The following is a 20,052-nucleotide window of genomic DNA, read 5'->3' as shown; positions in this document are numbered from 1 at the left end:
CAGTCAACACCTTTAGATTCATAATATTTAGTATATGAATAAAATGATTATTCTTATACGATGATCTAACATAGTTTTATGACAAAATAATGACATTTGCTATTGAAATACTTCTAGTTTCGAAGTACAACAGTAGTTCAAACCTGACCAAAATCATGGGTTTTGGCTAAACAACAACAAGGAGGGGTGGAGATGTTATCAGTACATTTCAAAAAGCAATTCTTCATTAACGCTCTGAAGGCAAATAAGAACATGGTGACCTATACAAGCACCACTATTGCTCTCATGCTGACACTACTTATTCAAGGCTTAATACAAGGAAATTTAAGACCTGAATATTTTGCTTATGCGCTTATTGTCTCTGTAGCCTTTTATTTATGGGCAGTCATTGACCACAAATATCGAAAGCAAAAATCAACAGAATTTTAAGTTAGAAGATGGATGAGGCATCATCCATCTTGAAAAAAGAAAGATGCCACCCCCACCTTCTCGATCATTTAATCCTTTTTAAATAACAATACAAATAATCCCTAAAATAACCAGAAAATCATCAGCCTTTTCTCATAAATTTTCAATTCTGCAGAACTTAAAATTTTGTTTATATAAATTCTTCGACCTAACAATCGTCTGCACTTTAAAAGCTTTTATCTCCTGATTAGCCTCCAATCTAATTGATACGATTTTTATTTGATACTACTTTGCTTAAAACCAAAATTTAACGATGACTCCGAAGAGCAATCCGAGTGTTGCAATTAACTCGCCAATCACCAATCCAAGCATTGCCATACTCATCATCCATTTAGGTAAATGCCATTTGCCTAAGACGTGCGGTACTTTAAATTGATTGGTGGTATCAGCTAAAAAGCCATGCAGCACATAGCTTAAAATCGAAAAGCTAAAAAAGAACAAATTGATGATTACAAAGAGTAAATTGAGTGTATGTGGAAGTGCTGAAAAATAGGCCAATACCGCTAAAATAAGCGTCGCTGGGGCGTATAACAAACTGCTCCGATGTGCGATATCTACATAATAATGCGCACGTGCCAGTTCAGACTGCCTTATTTGTGCATATTTCCACACACCTGTGAGCATACCTACCCATAAATAAATCCCACTAAAAACTATCGCAATTTTTACTGCACTCGAAAGTTGAAGCATGTCCATTTTAATTTACATCCATTGTTCAATTATACGCATTATTTTTATCTGTATTTCTTCTGCAATAGTACTTGCTTCAAACCTGTTATGACATGACTTTAGAGTCATACTCTTTTCAGGTTTCTTTTTGGAACTTGTGTAAATTAGTGACATCGGAACACACCCATGAAGTTTGAATCATGTCATCATCTGAAAAACTCACGATTCATTGCCAAGACGGCTATTCACTGAGTGCGCGCTTTTATCCGCACCAGACAGAGCTCAAACAGGCTTTACCTGTGTTGATTTGTCCAGCCACAGGCATTACCAAGCAATTTTATAATAGCTATGCAACATGGTTGAGCCAACAAGGCTATGACGTTTTAGTTTTCGATTTTCGTGGTATTGGTGAGTCGCTACACAGCCCTTTAAAACAATCGACAGCAAGTATTGTGCAATGGGGGCAGCTAGATATCCCTGCGGCAATCGACGCTTTGATCAGTAAAACGCAGGCACCTAAAGTCATATTACTCGGTCATAGCGCAGGCGGACAATTATTAGGTATCGTGCCAAATTATGACAAAGTTGCCAAAGTGGTTGCTGTTTCTGGCTCTACAGGTCATGTCAAAGATCTTAAAGGTCGCACCAAGCTTTTAGCTCCAGTGATGTTTAATGTGATCTTCCCGATTGCACGCTATACCATTGGCTATGGCCCGACTAATGCGATTGGCATGGGTGAAAATTTGCCAAAAGATGTTGCTCGTGAATGGGCTGAATTTTGTAGCAAACCCGGTTATGTCATCAACGCCTTAGGCAAAACTGTTCAGCATGATTTTCATCAACAGGTGAGCTGTCCGATCACTGCCGTATGGAGCTCTGATGACGAAATCGCCACGGAAGCCAATGTCAAAGACTTGCTGCGCTTATACCCGAATGCTTCGACTCAAATGATTGAGTTAAAACCGAAAGAAACAGGTCATAAAGCCATCGGACATATGTTGATGTTTAAATCGTCACATCAAAACCTATGGCCGATCATTGAACAACAGTTACACGCTTAAGTTTTTGCCACTCAGTCAGTAATCCGGCTGAGTGGTCTTTTTATAATCTGCACAAGATTTTCTATTTTTAGCTTCAATCACCCTGCCTAACACCTTACATAATTTATTTTTCTATCTTTAAAATCTGCATTGCAAGTCCGAGTGTGCTAATTTTCTTCAGCCGACCATTGCAAAAAATGATATAACTATTTTTTCTCAATTATATTCTATTTTGGCATGAGTGAAGCACGACACAACCTCGACAGAATTGATCGTTTAATATTATCCGCATTAAGAGAAGATGGACGACTCACCATAGCCCAGCTTTCTGAACGTGTTGGTCTCTCCTCTTCGCCATGTTGGACACGCTTAAAACGTCTAGAAAATTTAAAAATTATCGATGGTTATACAGCCAACATCAATCCAAAATCGATTGGGATCAATGAATTATTCTTTATTGAAATCACATTAGAACGTCACGATGATGAAATTTTAGATCAATTTAGTGAAACTTTAGCCAATATGCCAGAAGTGGTAGAGGCACATTTAGTCACTGGCGATTACGATTATTTAGTGAAAGTTGCGGTTAAAAATGCTGAACACTATGAGCGTTTTTTGCGTAAAAACTTATATTCTATGAAAGGTATACGCCATACACGCTCTATTTTTGCGCTACGACAATTAAAATCTGCCAGCAGTGCTGACCTTATGATGATTGAGTAATGAGCCAATATAGATTTAATCTATAAGATGACTTTAAAATTTAAGGGCAATTGAGTTCAGCACTCAATCGCCCTATTTATGCGGTCTAATCTATAAAGCCATCTTTTTTCAATTTTTTATCTGTCAAATACTCACGTATGACCAATGTTGCGATAATAATGATGGCTTCTAGAATCGCCACAGTGACGGTTATTTTGGTAAATACTTCGACACTGAGCAACTCAAACCACAACTGAGCGATGGCTAATAACCCCCATAAAACTGAAATAATAAGTGCGCTAAAGACACCATATTTCATATTTCTCTCTCCAAAACAACTACATAAGCTTCACGCTTCCAAAAAAGTAGCATACGGCGGATATCTTTTTCCATCGTAATCACCGCCCAACCTTGCTGCGCATTTTGATTTAAAAAATTGGTGAATTTAACAGGATCAACTTTTGAAGAGCCAAGCAGTAAAGATCCCAGCATGCCTTCTTGATAGATAACAACTTTATATTCTTTCATCAATATAGTTCTTTATGGTTATAGTGAAATGAACAAATGTTCAGGGCAAAGTATAGCGATCGCTTTTTTCTAAAATAACCTAGTTTTACCCGCCTAATTTGCTCAGCAATTTTTTCGATTTTATGTTTTAATACATGCAGTATGAGATGAGCCTTATATGAGTATCACGCGAGTGATACGACTAGCCCCTAACCATGGGGCTTTTTAATGTCCGCATTTATGATTTTCAAGTTTTAGCATCTTTGAGAGACTCTTTCGCTAATAGTTTGCTGTGTCTTTCGACATGCTGCCAGCATAGCCCTATACTCGTAAAGCTAAGAAAGTATTCAAAGCAACGATATACTTACTTAAATCTATCACCGATCAGTTAAAAATAATCACTGCAGTCTCTTCTGCCTGCAAATATCTAGGTGTCAGCACTTCACGCTTCTATGCATGAAAAATGTTAGATTTATTTATGTATGATGATTTGAAAGCTATCCATTGGCAGCATCATACTCATTTAGGCGCACAATCATGTCCATGACATACATGATCTTGATTATCGTATGAATGAATGTTCTGTCTGTAGAATCTAAGAATATTTAAAAAGCTAAGTTTACTGAATAAAGTTGCACGCAAATATAAGCATACAACGGATATTACTTATATCAGTACCAAGCAAGATGGGTTGTATTTATGTGGATGCTAAGTTTATTTAGTCGTTGTACTGTCTGTTGGCAAACTAGCCATTGTAATGGTCAAGTAAAATCAGACCATCAATTAATATGCGTGTAATGCATTTAATTAAGCAGTAGCTCATCAAGGTTATCCAAACAGGTGCATGGTACATTTCCTTGCAAAGCAATACTTCACAGACTCGAAGTACTGTAATCATGATTGTAGGGGCTATTTATTGATGAATAACGGTATTCTAGTATACAACCGTCGCGACCTTACACAGTATGCTGCTCATGGGATAATGCAGTAAGCGAAGCTTGTCTCCCACATTAAAAGACCATGTGATTCACGGTAGTGTTTACTACTAGAAAAGAAACCGATGCTGTATTATTCTCAAAGTTTACTACCATCGAATTAGACGACCTTCTACAAATGACTGGTTAAGTCTAAAAGCCTTTAAGCAGAAATATTTTAAGTATTTAGAAGGGATGACCGTTCACGATATTGTTTAGGATCAATGCTTCACTTGCTTGATGGGTCACTATGAAACAGTCACTTGCCGCAGTAAATCTGAAGTTCTGCTGTGCATATAAAAAATCCTCCTAAGCGGAGGATTTTTCGACTAAAACTGTGTGCAGTTTAGAATTTTGCTTCTAATACATTCGCTGACACTTGGTTTTTCCAAAGCTCACGTAAAGTCGGTAGATAGAATTTTTCACCTAGCTCGACCAACTCTGCATCAATCAAACCATGAACTTCGTGCATGAATAAATAATCAAGTTCAACGGTTTGTAATTTTGACTGTGCTTTTTTATATTCTTTACGTTTTTGCTGTGCTTTTTTTACCAAGTTATCTGCATAAGCACGGTCTTTATATTGGGCAATAGCATTCAAACGTAGCTCAATTACGCCCCACCCACTGAGTAGTAATTTAAATTTTTCAAAATCTGTCGTTGTTGATTCCCAGCTCATTTCTTCTAGATTTTCATTCTCAGGCAAAACTGGTAGCAAAAGCTCCATAACACTTGGGAAAATCTTTTTAAAATTCAAAACAAATTTAACAGGATGCTCGCCCGGATAGTCTTTAAATTGAACGTTCTTTTGGACATCTGTCAAATAGATGGTGAGCATTGGGGGAAATCCTTAAATAAAACACTGTCTTGCAAATATTTATTCAAACAAATGTCAAATAGCAACGAAAACAGAAAAAGAAAGGCATTTTAACAAGTGTGCCAATGAATTCAAAGCCCAATCCAATGAATTACTCGCTTCATCATCAGGCCTTTCTTCATTTTGTTCGTTCCCCTATTTTTAATAAATCGTCTGGTTTCTATACATACATTTCAAGATGAATATGAATCCAAAGAATCTGTGTTAGGCAATAACTAGTTGAAAAATAATTCAATCATATATCCAATAAAAAGAGAGGCTGAATATGAATCAGCCCCTCTTTTTATTTTCAAACACTCTAGATGAATGATCTCAAACCAATTTATTTGGTATTGGGTAAAACCATTTGCTCAGGACGAACCACTTCATCAAATTGCTCTGCAGTGACTAAACCGAGTTCTACCGCAACTTGCTTTAGAGTTTTACCTTCTTTATATGCAGTTTTAGCAACTTTTGCAGCATTTTCATAACCAATTACAGGATTGAGTGCCGTAACTAACATTAATGAATCATGTAAGAAATGATCGATTTTTTCACGGTTTGGCTCAATGCCTACTGCACAGTGGTCATTAAAGCTATTACATGCATCACCGAGGAGTTGAATAGATTGCAATAAGTTAAAGGCAATAACAGGCATAAACACGTTTAATTCAAAGTTACCCGATGCACCGGCAACATTAATGGTTGTGTCATTTCCAAGTACTTGAGCAACCACCATTGTCATGGCTTCACTTTGAGTTGGATTGACCTTACCTGGCATGATGCTTGAGCCTGGTTCATTTTCTGGAATACGTAGCTCACCAAAACCACAGCGTGGGCCACTGGCTAACCAGCGCACATCATTGGCGATTTTATTTAAACTTGCAGCAAGTGTTTTTAAAGCACCCGACGCGAATACAGCTGCATCACGCCCTGCTAGTGCTTCAAATTTATTTGGCGCAGTGACAAATGGCAGACCCGTTTGTTTCGCAAGTTCTGCTGCTGCTTTTACAGCATATTCAGGATGTGCATTCAGACCTGTACCGACCGCTGTACCACCTAGTGGTAATTCATACAGTCCTTCTAAAGCTTGATTTAAACGCTTCAAACCATGATCGAGCTGTGAAACATAGCCGCTAAACTCTTGGCCTAATGTTAAAGGCGTTGCGTCCTGTAAATGTGTACGGCCAATTTTAACAATATCTTTAAAATCGTTAGATTTAGCTTCTAAGGTATTACGCAGTTTTGTTACTGCAGGAATTAAAAGCTCATTGATTTGTAGACTTGCAGCCACATGAATTGCGGTTGGGAATGAATCGTTGGTCGATTGAGCACGATTGACATGATCATTGGGATGGACAGGTTTTTGTGAGCCCAACGGATTACCCAGTTTTTGATTGGCAATATTGGCAATTACCTCATTACAGTTCATGTTACTTTGCGTACCTGAACCAGTTTGCCAAACTACCAGTGGAAATTGTGCATCCCACTGCCCTGAGATCACTTCTTCGGCTGCATTGACGATATAACCAGAAAGTTCCTGAGGGATTTGACCCAATGCTGCGTTAGTAATCGCTGCTGATTTTTTAACGAGACCCATTGCACGAATCATTGGACGTGGTAAACGTTCACCACCAATTTTAAAGTTTTGCAAACTACGCTGTGTTTGTGCACCCCACATCGCATCGCTAGGTACTTCAACATCGCCCATTGTGTCATGTTCAATACGTGTTTGCATAAATGACCTCATATCCTTATCTATAAAATTGAACGTCTGTGCAGAATCAAATTCTGCTGATAAATACAGTTTAGGTAACTTGTTTAGACTTGTAAATAATAACCATTATCAATTATAAGTGGTTTATTTGATAATCTTTATCGTGATTTTATAAAGAAAATCATGCACGATGATTAAATTCACCCAATACAAGACGAGTTAATTACCTCTTAATGTTTGTTGATAGAAACGCCATTCATCTTCTAGCATTTTCTTTAAATCTTGTTCAGGCTGCCAATCAAAAGTACTTTTCGCTTTCTGTGTACTTGCCCCAAGCTGGTCATATTCATGGCTTGGATAAAAAGTAGATTCGACAGTCTTAATCTCGGCCTTAGTTACTTCTGAAAGCGTATCTAATAGTTGCTGTATCGAAACCAACTCACCTGAAATATTAAAAGCCTCACAGGCGAATTGCTGCTGCGACAACCATTGCAAACATTGCCACACCGCCTTACAACAGTCGAGTACATGCAAGAAACTCCGTTCCACAGTACCATCTCCAGTTTTAGCTTGTTTGCGAAGTTCGATAAAATCTCGTTGTAAAGCCCCAACTTGCATCGCTAGTGGCACGATATTTTTTGGCAATGGCGCTACAAACTCACCTAAAACTGCATGCTCGAAAGCACCTGCGACGTTTCCTAAACGCAAAATCGCAATTTTCCACTCATTATCCGTACGTGCAGTATCCCGTATAATTTCTTCCACCATTTGTTGAGATTTCACATAGGGATTTGGATAGGTAAAATTAATTTCTGTGTCTTCTGTTAATTCTGCCGACGACTGACCATATACCGCTAAACTTGATAAATGGATCAGTGTTCGTACACCTGTTCGCTGCATGGCACGCAGCAAACTCATGATACAACTGACATTATCATTATAATATTCAAGTGGTTTAAGGACGGATTCTTCCAATGACTTAAAGCCTGCCGTATGAATGACAGCATCGACGGTATATTGTTCAAATACTTTATTGAGTGCGGGAGTATTGCGAATATCGAGTTTGACAAAAGGCACATACATGCCTGAAATAAATTCTAGTCGTTCAAGTGTTTGTAAATTTGCATTGGATAAATTATCCACAATAATGACTTCTTGACCTTGAGCCATTAAACTCAAGGCTATATGTGAGCCTATAAAGCCTAAACCACCAGTCACTAAAATCATTGTTTAGATACTCCTTATAGTTATCAAGCTTTTACAACTCTTTGGCATCATCTTGAAGTAGTCACCAACTTTTCTACAGATCAAAATTATTAAACCTCGCCTCAGCATTTTCCATGAGCCGAACAATCTGCAAGAGCATTCTAGTTTTATCTTACTGCTTTGGAATTTTGACTGTGTTGCAGTTATGAATATTAACTGTATTTGATTTACGAAAAATGACCTCGCTAGCCAATCAATTTTGAAGAAATCTCAAGATTACGTGGTATTTGAGTGAACGCTTTTAGAAGAAGATATTTAAAAAAAATTCGCACTACTAAATATTTGATGTAGGACAGTCGAACTAGAAAACACCTGCTCGAATGAGCAAATGGAATTGAGCAGTCTGACTATTTTTTGAGGTATAGAATCTGGATGTGAACGCCAGATGAATCATCATAAATATTCATCTGGCAAGATGTTGGCAATGTAACTATAACAGCAGCAAACGTTTGAAATCGCAAATATCTAAGCAACTTAATTTAGCGGATATAGCCTTTTTTAATCATGGCTGAGAATAGGAACTCGTAAACTTTTAATATCATGCTCACCAAATGAAAACCATAGCTTCGCCATAAAGACAGTCCGACAAAATTAAGCAAAACAGCGATGATCAACGCGCCCGCCATATCCATTGGATAATGCACACCTAAATAGACTCTCGACCACGCCACAAGAAAAGCGAATGCGAGAAATACATAGCCGACGGTTTTTTGCTTTGAAAATATATAAGAAAATGCAATCGTGCTAAAAAACAGCATGTGATCACTCGGGAAGGATCCATTCGGTGAATGTTCTATAATCGTGCGTCCGACGTCCAAGACAAAGGGTCTAGGATAGTAAAAGAAACTCGAAATCACTTGGCTGATAAGAAAAGCGACGATTGTAAAAACTGTGGCTTTAACGATTTGTTTTTTGGTGTCAAAACTGCCTTTAAACCAAGCCAAAAACATCAAAAGAATCACGATATAAAATAGATCATTGGCAATAAATATGGCAAAAGAAATAGTGAAATCTAAAGCATTGTCCGAAGCATTGATTGAATTAAATAAACTTAAATTAAATTTCTCTATATTCATGAGATGGTTTAAAAAATGAAAAGATCATAGCACTCTGTAAAATCAAAAATTGCGTTTTATTCATATAAAGATTTTTCAGTATGTAACCGTAGAGTTTATTTATGAAAAAGTGATGGCTCGAGGCTGAATCCAAATTAAACCCAATGTTATACCAATCGTTCTATTTGAAGAAAAATTTGCAATGGCAGTGCTGCCTAAATAAGCAAAACTGTGCAAATATTCAGATCATTGAGTAAATCATTGTATACTAGCTTTTTCTTCTGAACTCAGAACAAACTGTCGATCTAGACCGTTTATTCATTTAGTGAATTTCGATGAGTACTCTATTACTAATTACCTCCTCACCCACTTCGATATTGGCTTGGCATGCTTTGGGTCTTGCCCAAGCGCTGAAGCAAAAAGGCGAAAACTTTCGGGTTTTTTTCTATCAAGATGGTGTAAATGTCGCAAATGCCCTGCAATGGGTGCCAGATGATCAACGCAAACTCAGTAGTGAATGGCAAAAACTCGGCATTCGTTTACCTGTTTGCGTAAGTGCAGCTCTCGCACGTGGGATCACAGATCAGGAAAATGCACAGCGTCACAATATTCAGCAACATAATCTAGCTGAGCAATTTGAACTTGTGGGCCTAGGCGAACTCGCCGATGCCGTACAAGCTGCTGACCGTTTATTGCAATTCTAAGTATTTTGATTGCCGCGCATTTGTAGCATTGAAAAGGAAAATTACGTGAAATCTGTACTGGTTGTTTTAACCCATGCAAATCTTGCAAGCTTACAAGTACATGAAAGTCTTTCTGCGACCATGGTGCTTGCAACCTTCGGCTGTGACGTTAAAGTGTTGCTCAAAGATGCTGCGCTGAGCTTACTTCAGGCAGAACAAGAGTTTAGTCAGCTCAAGCATGCGTTTAAACTCGCTTCCAACATGGTTGATAGCTTTGAGTTTTACGATCTCACCCCGATTTATATTGAACAAAAAAATTCACAGCATCCTTTTGTGATCAACAGTGAACAAGAACTAGAGTTTGTTCAATTCAATACTGAATTAATTCAACAATTTGATCATGTGTTGTATTGGTAAAAGAGGAATGATGATGTCAAATTCTACGCTGTATTTAGTCCAAGCCAGCTATGCCAATACCCTACAGCACATCCAGCAGTTAGCCAGTTTAATCAATCCTGAAGATGCAATTATCTTGATGGGTGAAGCAGTCTTACATATTGCAGATGAACAAATTCAGCAATTTGGCACATGTTATGTACTTGAAAATGATGCTGAGATTTTAGGTAAAAGTATGAATTATAGTCATATGAAAGTGATCGACTATGCCGCTTTTGCTGATCTATGCCTTAGATTTAAACGATGTATTTCACTCAAATAATTTGAGTAAAAGCGATCCATTTCTACAATCTTCTCTTTTGGAATGAATATGAATCTTGAATTAGACCAAGATGGCCATTTGGTGGATTACACTATTTGGAATGAAGCTGTTGCCCAAGAACTGGCTAAAAGTTTAGAACTTGAGTTAAGCCCTTGGCATTTTGAAGTTTTACAAGCTGTACGACAGTTTTATCAACAGTTTGGTCACTCACCGGCAACTCGCCCACTCATTAAATTTTTAATGAAAACCGTGAGCGCTGATATTAATAATGCAGTGTTACAAGACAAATTTAACACCGGTTTGGTCGCTCGACATTTAAGTCGTTTAGCGGGCATCCCTAAACCTGCAAATTGTTTGTAATTTTAAAGTAATCTAAATACTGCTTAGGCTATTTTGGCTATATGGATGCAAATCAGCATCTTGAAGAAAGCCATAAAACAGCTTAGGCAGGTTTTAATTGATTGAGAGCGATGTAATAGGCTTGGGTAAAAACTGGTTTGACCTGTTTGGCTTGGATCGGTTCTGCACAACATGAACACACTAAAACGGGTTTAAACTTTTCACCACATGTCTGATGGACATATTCAACAGGTGATCCCAAGCCCTGATCCATATATTGATCGGCCCAATGTGTCATAGCTAAAAGGATTGGATACAAGTCTAAGCCTTTTTGCGTCAGTCGATATTCAAAACGTTCCTGACGCTCGACATAAGCAACTTTGGTTAAAATACCCTCTTCAACCAAACGCTTTAATCGGTCGGATAACACATGACGCGTCACACCCAAATTTTGTTGAAAGTCATCAAAACGTCGAATGCCCATAAATGCATTACGGATAATCAACATGGTCCAACGATCCCCTAGCACTGAAAGCGCACGAGCGATTGAACACGGTTGTTGACCAATATCATCCCATTTCATTTTATGAACCATCAAAAATAACGACCAACACCCAATTTAATTCATGCCTGTTGATTTTGCAAAATCCTTTTCAATAATCTTTGATGTACAAATCATAAATCCACCATCGTTTCAACGCATTCATTTTATCTGCTTGATCTGTAAATGAACTAAAAATGTATTTTGTCTTTATTGTCCTCAATTATTTCTAGCCATGCACGCGTTGCGGGACTCATGGCAACAGTGGTATTCCAGGCCATACTGAGTTTCCAGTCTAGGTTTGGATTTTCTAATTCAGCCATATGGTATTTTGCCGCATCAAGTTGTTCACAATAAATTTTAGGCAGGAGTGCAATCCCGACATTTGAATCTACCATTTTGGCGATGAAGTCCCACTGGCTACTTTTACACACTACATTGGGCTCAAATCCGACGTAATTTGCCGCCTGTATAATGATGTCATTGAGTGTGAAGGTATCGTCATACAATAAAAAGGATTCTTCTTTTAATTCAATCAACGAAACGGTTTTTCGCTTACGCCACTGTGAGTTTTTTTTGGACAATAGACACAAAGGTGACTCCATCACTGGAATACCACTCAGCACCGGTTTCAAGTGACCCAAAATAATCCCGACGTCGACCTGTTTTTTTAAAATGGCACTTTCTATACCTGTCGCCCCAACCTCAAAAAAGCTCAGTTCAATATTGGGGTATTTTTTATGAAACAGCGCGATTAACTGACTGAACAACACTGATGCCAATGGCGGTAAACCTAGGGTCAATTTACCTTGTTTTAAGGCACGAACTTGGGTAACGGTATCAAGCATCCGTTGTTGTTCATTCAATATCACTAAGGCATGCTGATAAATCTGCTCTCCCATATAGGTGAGCTGTGCTTCCCTTTTTCGACCTGCTTCTCCTTTATGAAATAAAGGCACGCCGATCTCGTCTTCTAACTGACGAATTAATTTACTAATGGTCGGCTGAGTGACAAAAAGCGCTTCTGCTGCATGACTAAAACTCTGTTTTTGTACGATGGTCACAAAGACTTTTAGGCTTTTAATGTCCATTATTATTCCATTTAAGCATAATTAATAATTAATTATTCATAATTATACAGGGTATGCACTTTTAAAATAGCGTCATCTCCTATTCTACTGTCGTCTCATGGATACGTTTCCACAATCTACTTCCAAATTTACCCAGTTTCTTAAAACTTTAGCGCAGCTAAGTTTATTGATATTGATCTGGTGGATTGGCTCTTGCATTCAATCTTGGTTTAACTTGCCGATCTCTGCTGGCGTGATTGGTTTATTGCTCCTTTTAGCCGCATTGTTGAGTGGTTTATTTAAAATGCAGTGGATCAAACAAGGCTCAGATTTTATTTTGGCTGAACTGGTTCTATTCTTTATCCCCTGTGTAGTTGGATTAATTAAATATCAAGATTTATTACTCAGCTCTGGCTGGCAGTTAATTTTAGCCGTGGTACTGGGTACCGTCTGTGTCATGGTGTTTACAGCATTTACGGTTTATTGGGGCTTTAAACTCGAGGCAAAACTTAAAGCGAAACACCAAACTGCGACAGATCATGATGTCAACACAGCAGGAAAAACCTTATGAACGATTTTGGGTTGAACAGCATCTCTGTATTGTTTTTCGTCCTGACCCTTGTCGGTTATATTTTGGCGAAAAAGCTACATCGTAAGTTACCGTATATGGTTCTTTCCCCTGCACTATTCGTCCCGTTTGTGCTGATTATACTCATGCTTTGCTTTCATATTTCATATGACACCTATATGCAAGAAAGCCAATGGATTGTATGGATGCTCGGCCCGGCAACTGTGGCCTTTGCTATTCCCATCTATGAATATCGGCAAATTATCCGTCAGCATGCGCTGAGTATTAGTTTGGGCATCGTGATTGGCATGTTAGCAGGAATTATCAGTGCTTTTTATTTGGCACAGTTGTTTCAGTTTGACCAAGAAACGTCTTATAGCTTAATGGCACGTTCCATTTCTACCCCCTTTGCCATGGAACTTACCTCGAATATTGGGGGGTCAGTCGAATTGGTGATTCTATTTACCATGATTACTGGGATTGCCGGCGTGGCTTTGGCTGACCTAGTTTTGGCTGGGCTTAAATTGCATTCACGCTTTGCGCAAGGTGCGGCTCTTGGCAATGCTGCACATGGATTTGGTACAAGTAAGGCGTTATCACGTCATAAAGAAGAAGGTGTTGCAGCCTGCTTGAGCATGGTACTAGCTGGGGTCTTTATGGTATTGCTTGGGCCATCACTTATTCATTTAGTCATTTATCTGTTGGGATAAAATAAAAAGCCCAGTGCAATAGCTGGGCTTTTTTTAAATCAGGAGTTAAGTCATTTCACTGTAAAAACTAAGCAATTACATAATGTAGTGCTATGACAAACGCTAAGAGACTCGACACTTCTGTAATTTCAATCGCTGCACCAATTGTATCTCCCGTTACGCCACCTATACGCTGAATAAATTTCCATCGCAAATACAGTAAAGTACAAATAAACGCGAATATACTCACCACTCCAGTCCAGCTAAAATACAAACATGCACTTAGGCAGAGTATAAAGACCAGGTATGCCGACTTTCGTGGAATAGTTGCTGCTATCGATGAGCCCAAGCCTTTTTCACGAACATACTGAGTTGTTAAAAACAAAAATAAAGGGGCTAAACGACCTAATACTGGAAATACAATTAATGCCAAATACATTTGCTGTTGTAGCAAAACATAAAGCGCCGACCATTTGAGTAAGCAAATCACGACGAGGCTCAACACACCAATCGGCCCACATGCAGGGTCTTTCATGATTTTAAGTGTACGTTCGGCATCACCAAAGCCACCGACCCATGCATCTGCCGTATCGGCTAAACCATCTAGATGTAACCCACCTGTGAGCCAAATCCAAACCACAAGCAAAATGCTACTGAGTAAGATGATTGGCAGGCTGTGAAATGTAAAAGCAAGCAAGGCAAGAATGCCACCGATCAGCAATCCCACCACTGGATAAAACAGTAAAGACTGTCCATTTTGCTGTTTCGATGGCATCGCTTTAAGTTGAATCGGAAAAGTCGTGAGAAACTGTAGAGCAATCCAAAAAGGTGTCATTCACTTTGCTCCAAAAGACGGATATTTGCGCGATTTTGAACAAGAAATGAATTTAATTGTCCCAATTCAGCCGTCATTTTTAATAAATCATCTAAGTGACCTTGCTGTGCCATACATTTTAATAATTTAATCACACCACCATGGGAAACCAATAAAACGCGTTGCCAATGATGCTGTTGAGCCTGCAAGACTAGCTCATCTAGACCGCTTAAGATCCTTTGTTGAAATTGCTGAAGACTTTCTGCATTCGGTGGCGTAAATGTGCTGGGACTTTGCCAAAACTGTGCGAGTAACTCTGGAGTGTTTTCATAGATATGCTTGGTTGATACCGCTTCCCAGTCGCCAAAATGCATTTCTTGAAACTTCGCATTTTCAAACATTGGACGTTTAAGTTGTTGAGACAAATCTAAAGCAAATAAACGGCAGCGCTGTAAGTCAGAAGTAATGATGACATCCCAGCTCGCTAAACCGTGTGTATGAATGACGTTCAATACATCATCTATGGTCTGCTGCATCTGCTGCCAACCTTTTTGCGTCAAAGCATCATCTGTAGAGCCACGTAAGGTATGGCTCAGTTCAGTCTCACCATGACGCAATATATCTAAACGGAAATGTTCCATTTAAACTTTTTCACCAATCACAGCAGCTTGTGCAAAAGTCGCCATGTTGTTATGTAAACGACATGCCAAACGAATTAAACCCAAGGCCGCACCGGCACCGCTGCCTTCACCTAAACGTAAATTCAACTTTAAGAGTGGTTCAGCTTCAAGGGCTTGAAGTAAACGCTGGTGCCCATATTCAGCCGATTGATGACCAAAAAGCATCCATTCACGTACAGCAGGATTTAAACGAACAGCGACCAAGGCAGAAACCGTACTAATAAATCCATCAACGACCATTGCCAGACCCAATTGCGCACAGCGAATGTATGCTCCAACCATCGCGGCGATTTCCAAACCACCTACGGCACATAGGGCTTTAAAGACATCTTGGCCAACATAGTCCTGATGTAAGGCTAAAGCTTGATCAATCACTTGTTTCTTATGTGCCAATTGTTCAGCACGAATACCTGTACCAACACCTGTCAGTTTTTCGGCCGGCTCATTAAATAAAAAACATGCAACAGCAGAAGCAGAACAAGTATTGCCAATGCCCATTTCCCCTGCGACATAAATAGACGCACGTGCAGCGATAGCATCTTCAACACTTTTACGGCCAAGATTCATCGCTTCAATACATTGTGATTCGCTCATCGCAACAGTTTTAGCAAAATTTGCTGTACCCGCTGCAATACAGTAGCGCTCTACCCCTGCATATTCATAAGCTTCGCCTACCGAACCACAGTCAATCACTTGTAGTTTGGCTTGATACTCACGTGCAATGACACTAATACATGCACCACCGGTCGTGAAGTTTTGTAGCATTTGGCGTGTGACAGCTTGTGGGTAGGCCGAAATATTTTCTTCCATCACGCCATGATCACCTGCAAAGATGGTGATCCATGGGAAATCGATATTAGGCTGATCCGTGTTTTGTAATGATGCAAGTTGCACCGCTACATTTTCAAGTTCTGAAAGCGAGCCCGTAGGTTTAGTTAGCTGTAACTGGTGATTTACCGCCTGTTGCTTAGCTTCGATACTCGGATTTTGACAGGGTTCTTGCCACCAGTTCATGCTTTATCTCCTTTTAAGATCATTGGAAAACCTGCAACACAAAACACCACATGGTCAGCGATTTGACCAATTTGTTGATGTAAGCGCCCAGATTCATCGACGAATTTTCGACTGATTTGTCCCATGGGAACAACGCCCAGTCCAGTTTCGTTACTGACTAAAATAATGTCTGACTTTAATATTGGCAGCACTGTAAGTAATTTTTGGCATTGTTGCTGTTGAAAATCTGCTTGTTCATGCAGCAATAAATTACTCATCCACAGCGTTAAACAATCGATAAGAATGGTTTGATGAGCTTGGTCTATTTCAATTAAGCGGTCGGCTAAATATAGAGGCTCTTCAATCAGCCCCCAATGCTCAGGACGGTCAGCTTGATGATGCTGAATTCGCTCCTGCATTTCCTCATCATATGCTTGTGCCGTAGCGACATAGATGACGGCTTGAGCACTCGCTTTAGCTTTTTGTTCTGCAAGTCGGCTCTTACCTGAACGTGCCCCACCCAAAATGAAATGAATCATGATTGTGCCATCTCTATATTTTGTCTGAACTGATGTTGATAATAAGCACTCAATGCCCCTTGTAATACTTGAGCCTGATAATGACCAAAAGTCAGTTGCTTGCTTTCAAAATCAAAGCTGTGCTGTTCAACTTGTTGGATTCTTTCAAAAATATCATCGCTATTCCATGCCTGTTTATACAAGCCCAATGTAATATGCGGACAATATTCGATCGGTGCAATTTCATTCGAGCTTACATTGAAAGCTTGACGTAGATGATCAAACTTACGATCTAAATCCAAAATTTCAATAAACAGTGCGCTTTGAAAGCTATGGATCTGACCTGTACGTAGCCGAATATTAGATAGCGATAACTGTCGAAGTTGTTGTTGATGCAGTGCCAACTCATCTGCTGAGAAATTATCATTCCATCGTTGTTCAGAATGATCGATTAATTGGGTTTTATTTAACTCTTCAAAAAAACCACAAATAAACACGGTGATATGAAATTGGCGCGTATTCGGCGTGTATAAAATATCTGAAAACTGCGCTCGAAGTGCTGTGAGATATGCCAATAATTCAGGATCCTGTATTTCTAGATACCACAAAGCATAGTGCTGACGACCTTGATGCCAATCGGGATAATCCTGATTGAGCGTCGGTACGACTTGCATTGAGGGTTTTAAAAACACAGATAAATCACTTTAAATTTAATCTGCTTTATTAAAGCATGAATCAAAACAGACTTTGCCCAATTTTGATTTAGTAATATTCATTTAAAGCTGAAATTCATTCATCTAAAGCTTCTTTGTAAGAAAAAAATGCCGAGTCATACTCAGCATTTTGATTCAATATACATTGCGCACAGATAAGCATTATATTTTAGGCAAATTTCGCAGTATCTTTCTGATCTTGCGTTACAGCATGGTTTTTCCAAGATGTAAACTGCTCTGTGGACTGATCAGAAAAATGCTGCAACTGTATCATTACATTGGCCTCAATCTGTTCAATACGTTCCAGTTGTTCAAGCTCGTTGGTCTTTTTCAGTTCTGAAAATTGCAACTGGATAAAGTTGATAACCTGTTCCATCGAACATTGATTTACACTTAGGGCGTACACTAAACCATAGACAATCCCTTGCTGTAGATGTGTTGTCTCCAGTCCATATTTCAGATTGGTCGCCAACGATCCCAACACTCGTTCATTAATTGCAAGTTTACGTAAAGGATCTCGTGCCACACGCGCACATGGATCTTTATACGCATGTTCACAAGAGTTTATAAAGCTTTCTGCCAGTCGTGTTAAATCAAAAGCACGATTAGGTAAGCATCGTGCTAAACCAGCCTGCACCTCGTCAATGAGTTCATGCATAAATTGATCAACACGATGATCTGCAAGTGCCACACCTATGGTTTGATGATTGAACAGTGCAGATTGCCAAGCCAACATGGCATGTACGCCATTCCATAAGCGATTTTTGATTAGCTGAATATCTTCAATATGATCGACCAAAATCATTTGACGCATTTTTTCTAACAAAGGACTGTTATTTTCTACATAGATCGGCATGTCAGACTCAGCATTGAATAAAATTAAATCCATGCTTTGCAATATATGACTTGGGTGGAAATTGCGGCGCATATCCTCAACATATAAAGTAGCCTGACGTTCCTGATCTGGATTTAATTTCGTCGCATCTTCTAAGTCTAATTGAGCATCTGCTTCGACTTCATCCAATTGAAATTGTTTGAAAATATTATATTTTATACGGAGCTGACGATATAAGTTTTGGTCACTTAACTTAGATACCATGCGGTTGACCACGGTGTCGCAAAAATAGTGTTGTTGCATGATTTTCTCTGCAACGACAGCTCCTGCAAGCTCAGTTAAAGCCTGTTTTAAATGTGTCATTAATAATTGTTTTGCCCCGACTTTGTTCAAAATGATGAGTATCGTTATAGGTTCTATGGCTTTTTCATCATGTGCAATATGTCGTGCATACAGGCCTTGTGCAATGGTATTGGCTTCTTCCGCAATCGCTTTTTCAGGCAAACAGATGGCAACCAAACTCGACTCTGTGTACATCTCTTGCATCTGCTGAATATTTTCAGCATCAATGACTGCCATGTTTTCAATACGTTCGTCATAAGACAATTGACCATAGCGAATACTATAGGTACCAAATGCATTGACCGCAGAACGATATAAAGGGTTACGAGTCGATGCATAGATTTTTTTCGGGCGAGTATAACCATCCCAATGCGACAAAATTTGAGCTAAATAGCCACCACCAATCGCCCCAAAACCATGAATACCGACTGTGAGTTGATTGAGTGTTTGTGGAAAAGCCTCTTGCACAAGTGGCATCTCTAAATGCGCGGTGAACGGGTCAAGTTCCGTCAAGCAGTCATACATACATTCATAATAATATTTGGCTTTGGACAGCATGTTTTCATTGGGTGATTTAATATCTTTAAACAGTACGGTAATACCGCCAGCGTCAAAGGCTGAAGTCACACCATTTTCAGAATCTTCAAACATCAAACAATCAGCAGGACTTAAATTCAGCTTTGCGGCAGCACGTATAAATATTTCTGGATGCGGCTTACCATTTTCAACTTCATCGCCACAAACTAAGACATCAAAGAACTTATACACATTGGCATTGATGAGATATTCTTCTGCGATTGCACGGCGACTCGATGTTGCCACGGCCATCCTCAGTCCTGACTTGCGTAAGCGTTCTAATACTTGAACCAAGCCTTTTTTGATCGGTACACCAAACTGACGAACATGCTCCAGCTCTAATTCATCTGCGCGTTTGCGAATATCTGCGTATGGAATGTTTTCATCATATTCGGCTTGGGCCAATCGATGCGCGCTTTGTGCACTTAGCCCCAAACAATTCATCAGATATGATTCGGAAAACTCAACACCGGTCAATTCAAGAGATGCCTGTTTCAATGTTTGAAACCGTAAACGTTCAGTATCAAACATTGTTCCATCCATATCAAAAATGGCGCCCAGAACCAAATCATTATTAAATTTAAGCATTTAACCTCCGTTATTTTTTATGTGAAAAGAATAACGGAGAAAACTATTGATTCAGTACTTTGAGAATTAATGAAACAATTGTGGTTATTTTTTAATCAAAAAGCTTGCTTTTAAAATCTATTTTGTAAAAT

General features: G+C 39.0%; 24 protein-coding genes and 1 pseudogene. 10 read left to right on the top strand and 15 right to left on the bottom strand.

Annotated elements, in window-relative coordinates:
• Window positions 1–192: 192 nt before the first annotated feature.
• The gene (locus FTU79_RS08370; protein ID WP_078188534.1) at window positions 193–429 is read left to right on the top strand and encodes a hypothetical protein; all 237 of its coding nucleotides are present in this window, start codon (window positions 193–195) and stop codon (window positions 427–429) included.
• Window positions 430–702: 273 nt separating this feature from the next.
• On the opposite strand, the gene FTU79_RS08365 is transcribed toward FTU79_RS08370, so the two are convergent.
• Window positions 703–1,164: a hypothetical protein gene (locus FTU79_RS08365; RefSeq protein WP_180007847.1), complete on the bottom strand. Its 462-nt coding sequence runs from the start codon at window positions 1,162–1,164 to the stop codon at window positions 703–705.
• A gap of 173 nt (window positions 1,165–1,337) precedes the next feature.
• Here FTU79_RS08365 and FTU79_RS08360 point away from each other — a divergent pair, with 173 nt between their 5' ends.
• Both FTU79_RS08360 and FTU79_RS08355 read left to right on the top strand, forming a co-directional pair.
• The gene (locus FTU79_RS08360) at window positions 1,338–2,198 is read left to right on the top strand and encodes an alpha/beta fold hydrolase (protein WP_180007848.1); all 861 of its coding nucleotides are present in this window, start codon (window positions 1,338–1,340) and stop codon (window positions 2,196–2,198) included.
• 216 nt (window positions 2,199–2,414) lie between these two features.
• Window positions 2,415–2,900: an Lrp/AsnC family transcriptional regulator gene (locus tag FTU79_RS08355; RefSeq protein ID WP_078188537.1), complete on the top strand. Its 486-nt coding sequence runs from the start codon at window positions 2,415–2,417 to the stop codon at window positions 2,898–2,900.
• Between the two features lie 85 nt (window positions 2,901–2,985).
• Here the strand turns inward: FTU79_RS08355 and FTU79_RS08350 are convergent, their stop codons facing one another.
• Together FTU79_RS08350 and FTU79_RS08345 are read right to left on the bottom strand one after the other, a co-directional pair.
• The gene (locus FTU79_RS08350) at window positions 2,986–3,198 is read right to left on the bottom strand and encodes a hypothetical protein (protein WP_168378640.1); all 213 of its coding nucleotides are present in this window, start codon (window positions 3,196–3,198) and stop codon (window positions 2,986–2,988) included.
• Window positions 3,195–3,407, bottom strand: a complete 213-nt coding sequence (locus FTU79_RS08345) for a DUF4177 domain-containing protein (RefSeq protein WP_168378641.1) — start codon at window positions 3,405–3,407, stop codon at window positions 3,195–3,197. Before FTU79_RS08345 ends, FTU79_RS08350 begins: the two co-directional genes overlap by 4 nt.
• A 385-nt stretch (window positions 3,408–3,792) precedes the next feature.
• On the opposite strand from FTU79_RS08345, the pseudogene FTU79_RS16730 reads away from it, so the two are divergent.
• Window positions 3,793–4,579: pseudogene (locus tag FTU79_RS16730) on the top strand (IS3 family transposase); the annotation flags it as partial.
• Between the two features lie 127 nt (window positions 4,580–4,706).
• On the opposite strand, the gene FTU79_RS08340 reads toward FTU79_RS16730, so the two are convergent.
• The 4 genes from FTU79_RS08340 to FTU79_RS08325 form a co-directional block, all read right to left on the bottom strand.
• Window positions 4,707–5,198 carry a hypothetical protein gene (locus FTU79_RS08340; protein WP_078193829.1) on the bottom strand — a complete coding sequence of 164 codons (492 nt, stop codon included), beginning with the start codon at window positions 5,196–5,198 and terminating at the stop codon, window positions 4,707–4,709.
• Window positions 5,199–5,559: 361 nt separating this feature from the next.
• Window positions 5,560–6,954, bottom strand: coding sequence for a class II fumarate hydratase (gene fumC, locus FTU79_RS08335; RefSeq protein ID WP_180003739.1), 1,395 nt, complete (start codon window positions 6,952–6,954; stop codon window positions 5,560–5,562).
• Window positions 6,955–7,152: 198 nt separating this feature from the next.
• Window positions 7,153–8,160, bottom strand: a complete 1,008-nt coding sequence (locus FTU79_RS08330) for an SDR family NAD(P)-dependent oxidoreductase (RefSeq protein WP_180003741.1) — start codon at window positions 8,158–8,160, stop codon at window positions 7,153–7,155.
• Between the two features lie 518 nt (window positions 8,161–8,678).
• On the bottom strand, window positions 8,679–9,275 hold the full coding sequence (locus FTU79_RS08325; protein WP_180026274.1) for a phosphatase PAP2 family protein: 597 nt from the start codon (window positions 9,273–9,275) through the stop codon (window positions 8,679–8,681).
• A 314-nt stretch (window positions 9,276–9,589) separates the two neighbouring features.
• On the opposite strand from FTU79_RS08325, the gene tusD reads away from it, so the two are divergent.
• Genes tusD through FTU79_RS08305 form a run of 4 tightly spaced genes read left to right on the top strand, consistent with a single transcriptional unit; the run spans window position 9,590 to window position 11,015 of the window.
• A complete protein-coding gene (gene tusD / locus FTU79_RS08320) occupies window positions 9,590–9,958 on the top strand; it encodes a sulfurtransferase complex subunit TusD (RefSeq protein ID WP_078190984.1) in 369 nt (122 codons plus the stop codon).
• A 45-nt stretch (window positions 9,959–10,003) separates the two neighbouring features.
• Window positions 10,004–10,354 carry a hypothetical protein gene (locus FTU79_RS08315; protein ID WP_078193833.1) on the top strand — a complete coding sequence of 117 codons (351 nt, stop codon included), beginning with the start codon at window positions 10,004–10,006 and terminating at the stop codon, window positions 10,352–10,354.
• Between the two features lie 13 nt (window positions 10,355–10,367).
• Window positions 10,368–10,655 (top strand): DsrH/TusB family sulfur metabolism protein, encoded by a 288-nt coding sequence (locus FTU79_RS08310; RefSeq protein WP_078190986.1) that lies wholly within the window; start codon window positions 10,368–10,370, stop codon window positions 10,653–10,655.
• A 48-nt stretch (window positions 10,656–10,703) separates the two neighbouring features.
• Entirely contained in the window at window positions 10,704–11,015 is a 312-nt protein-coding gene (locus FTU79_RS08305) for a TusE/DsrC/DsvC family sulfur relay protein (protein WP_111884335.1), read from the top strand.
• Between the two features lie 82 nt (window positions 11,016–11,097).
• Here the strand turns inward: FTU79_RS08305 and FTU79_RS08300 are convergent, their stop codons facing one another.
• Together FTU79_RS08300 and FTU79_RS08295 are read right to left on the bottom strand one after the other, a co-directional pair.
• Entirely contained in the window at window positions 11,098–11,577 is a 480-nt protein-coding gene (locus tag FTU79_RS08300) for a helix-turn-helix domain-containing protein (protein WP_180007850.1), read from the bottom strand.
• 149 nt (window positions 11,578–11,726) lie between these two features.
• On the bottom strand, window positions 11,727–12,626 hold the full coding sequence (locus FTU79_RS08295) for a LysR family transcriptional regulator (protein WP_180007851.1): 900 nt from the start codon (window positions 12,624–12,626) through the stop codon (window positions 11,727–11,729).
• Window positions 12,627–12,723: 97 nt separating this feature from the next.
• Between FTU79_RS08295 and FTU79_RS08290 the strand changes: the two genes are divergently transcribed.
• Window positions 12,724–13,176 carry a CidA/LrgA family protein gene (locus FTU79_RS08290; protein ID WP_180022109.1) on the top strand — a complete coding sequence of 151 codons (453 nt, stop codon included), beginning with the start codon at window positions 12,724–12,726 and terminating at the stop codon, window positions 13,174–13,176.
• A complete protein-coding gene (locus FTU79_RS08285; protein WP_171262654.1) occupies window positions 13,173–13,883 on the top strand; it encodes an LrgB family protein in 711 nt (236 codons plus the stop codon). The genes FTU79_RS08290 and FTU79_RS08285 overlap by 4 nt, the downstream gene beginning before the upstream one ends.
• Before the next feature lie 67 nt (window positions 13,884–13,950).
• Here the strand turns inward: FTU79_RS08285 and FTU79_RS08280 are convergent, their stop codons facing one another.
• The 6 genes from FTU79_RS08280 to mtlD all read right to left on the bottom strand — a co-directional run bounded on the left by FTU79_RS08280 (window position 13,951) and on the right by mtlD (window position 19,921).
• A complete protein-coding gene (locus FTU79_RS08280; protein ID WP_180022108.1) occupies window positions 13,951–14,697 on the bottom strand; it encodes an adenosylcobinamide-GDP ribazoletransferase in 747 nt (248 codons plus the stop codon).
• Complete coding sequence (locus tag FTU79_RS08275) at window positions 14,694–15,317, bottom strand: histidine phosphatase family protein (protein WP_180049618.1); 624 nt, start codon at window positions 15,315–15,317, stop codon at window positions 14,694–14,696. Before FTU79_RS08275 ends, FTU79_RS08280 begins: the two co-directional genes overlap by 4 nt.
• On the bottom strand, window positions 15,318–16,370 hold the full coding sequence (gene cobT, locus FTU79_RS08270; RefSeq protein WP_111884330.1) for a nicotinate-nucleotide--dimethylbenzimidazole phosphoribosyltransferase: 1,053 nt from the start codon (window positions 16,368–16,370) through the stop codon (window positions 15,318–15,320). It lies immediately after the preceding gene.
• Window positions 16,367–16,888 (bottom strand): bifunctional adenosylcobinamide kinase/adenosylcobinamide-phosphate guanylyltransferase, encoded by a 522-nt coding sequence (gene cobU / locus FTU79_RS08265; protein ID WP_180049616.1) that lies wholly within the window; start codon window positions 16,886–16,888, stop codon window positions 16,367–16,369. Before cobU ends, cobT begins: the two co-directional genes overlap by 4 nt.
• Window positions 16,885–17,559 (bottom strand): 2'-5' RNA ligase family protein, encoded by a 675-nt coding sequence (locus FTU79_RS08260; protein ID WP_180049614.1) that lies wholly within the window; start codon window positions 17,557–17,559, stop codon window positions 16,885–16,887. The genes cobU and FTU79_RS08260 overlap by 4 nt, the downstream gene beginning before the upstream one ends.
• Before the next feature lie 190 nt (window positions 17,560–17,749).
• On the bottom strand, window positions 17,750–19,921 hold the full coding sequence (mtlD, locus tag FTU79_RS08255; RefSeq protein ID WP_180049612.1) for a bifunctional mannitol-1-phosphate dehydrogenase/phosphatase: 2,172 nt from the start codon (window positions 19,919–19,921) through the stop codon (window positions 17,750–17,752).
• Between the last annotated feature and the right edge of the window lie 131 nt (window positions 19,922–20,052).

The sequence above is a fragment of the Acinetobacter sp. YH12144 genome (assembly GCF_013418345.1).
Classification (GTDB): domain Bacteria; phylum Pseudomonadota; class Gammaproteobacteria; order Pseudomonadales; family Moraxellaceae; genus Acinetobacter; species Acinetobacter amyesii.
The sequence above is the reverse complement of the archived record's forward strand: the minus strand, read 5'-3'. Positions and strand labels throughout refer to the sequence as shown.